This is a genomic window from Halomonas ventosae (genome assembly GCF_004363555.1).
Classification (GTDB): Bacteria; Pseudomonadota; Gammaproteobacteria; order Pseudomonadales; family Halomonadaceae; genus Halomonas; species Halomonas ventosae.
Genome location: NZ_SNZJ01000041.1, coordinates 1 through 1,751, shown reverse-complemented (window position 1 = coordinate 1,751; position 1,751 = coordinate 1). Strand labels below are relative to the sequence as shown.

At 65.8% G+C, this 1,751-nt stretch carries 2 protein-coding genes; both read left to right on the top strand.

Annotated elements, in window-relative coordinates; genetic code table 11:
• On the top strand, positions 1 to 1,311 hold a 1,311-nt coding region (locus DFP85_RS18765), incomplete at its 5' end, for a Rieske 2Fe-2S domain-containing protein (RefSeq protein ID WP_133637924.1).
• 31 nt (positions 1,312 to 1,342) lie between these two features.
• Positions 1,343 to 1,751, top strand: a 409-nt coding sequence (benB, locus tag DFP85_RS18760) for a benzoate 1,2-dioxygenase small subunit (RefSeq protein ID WP_133637923.1), incomplete at its 3' end; no start/stop codon positions are given.

The following is a 1,751-nucleotide window of genomic DNA, read 5'->3' as shown; positions in this document are numbered from 1 at the left end:
GCCGACAACGGCATCTTCCGCTGCCACCGCAGCATGTTCACCGACCCGGCCTTCTTCGACCTGGAGATGAAGCACATCTTCGAGGGCAACTGGCTGTTTCTGGCCCACGAGAGCCAGATCAGCGAGCCGGGCGACTACTTCACCGTGACCATGGGCCGCCAGCCGGTGGTCATCACCCGCGACAAGCAGGGCGAGCTGCACGGCCTGATCAACGCCTGTGCCCACCGCGGCGCCACCCTGTGCCGCCGCAAGCAGGGCAACAAGGGCACCTTCACCTGCCCCTTCCACGGCTGGACCTTCAAGAACGACGGCAAGCTGCTCAAGGCCAAGAACGAGAAGAACGGCGCCTACCCGGAGGGCTTCAAGCAGGAAGGCTCCCACGACCTCAAGCGCCTGCCGCGCTTCGCCAACTACAAGGGCTTCCTGTTCGGCAGCCTGAGCGATGACGTCCAGCCCCTCGAGGAGTACCTGGGCGAGACCACCAAGGTCATCGACAACATCGTCGACCAGGCGCCGGAAGGCCTGGAGATCCTGCGCGGCACCTCGTCGTACACCTACAACGGCAACTGGAAGCTGCAGGCCGAGAACGGCGCCGACGGCTACCACGTGAGCTCGGTGCACTGGAACTACGCCTCGACCATGGAGCGTCGCAACTACGACGCCGGCGGCACCAAGGCGGTGGACGCCGACGGCTGGTCGAAGAGCCAGGGCGGCTTCTACTCCTACGAGAACGGCCACATGATGCTGTGGACCCGGCTGCTCAACCCCGAGGTGCGCCCGGTCTACACCCGCAAGGACGAGATCGAGGCCGAACTCGGCGCAGCGCGGGCCGACTCCATCGTCAACCAGACCCGCAACCTCTGCCTCTACCCCAACGTCTACCTGATGGACCAGTTCTCCACGCAGATCCGCGTGCTGCGCCCGCTGTCCGTCGACAAGACCGAGGTCACCATCTACTGCTTCGCGCCCAAGGACGAGTCCGCGGAGAACCGCCGGGTGCGCATTCGCCAGTACGAGGACTTCTTCAACGTCTCGGGCATGGGCACGCCGGACGACCTGGAGGAGTTCCGCGCCTGCCAGGATGGCTACAACGGCGCGCTTGCCGAGTGGAACGACCTCTCGCGCGGCGCCAAGCAGTGGATCGAGGGGGCCGACGAGAACGCCCAGGCGATCGACATGAAGCCGCTGCTCAGCGGGGCCTCCCCGGAAGACGAGGGCCTCTACGTGCTGCACCACCAGCACTGGGTCGAGGAGATGCTGCGCGCCATCGACAAGGAACGCAGCCAGTTCATCGCCACCCAGTCCGCGTAAGCGCGCCCGAACCGAGAAGGGGAGAGAGACCATGAGCATCAGCTACCACGACATCCAGGCCTTCCTGTACCGCGAGGCACGCCTGCTCGACGACCGCCAGTGGGACGCGTGGCTGGAGTGCTACCGCCAGGACGCCGAGTTCTGGATGCCGGCCTGGGACGACGACGACCAGCTGACCCGCGACCCGCACAGCGAGATCTCGCTGATCTACTACCCGAACCGCGAGGGGCTCGAGGACCGGGTCTACCGGATCAAGACCGAGCGCTCTGGGGCGAGCACGCCGGAGCCGCGCACCACCCACCAGATCACCAACCTCGAAATCCTCGAGGAGGCGGGCGACACGGTGGAGCTGCGCTTCAACTGGCACACCCTGAGCCACCGCTACAAGAAGACCGACAGCTACTTCGGCAGCGCCTTCTACACCCTGGACGTGTCGGGGG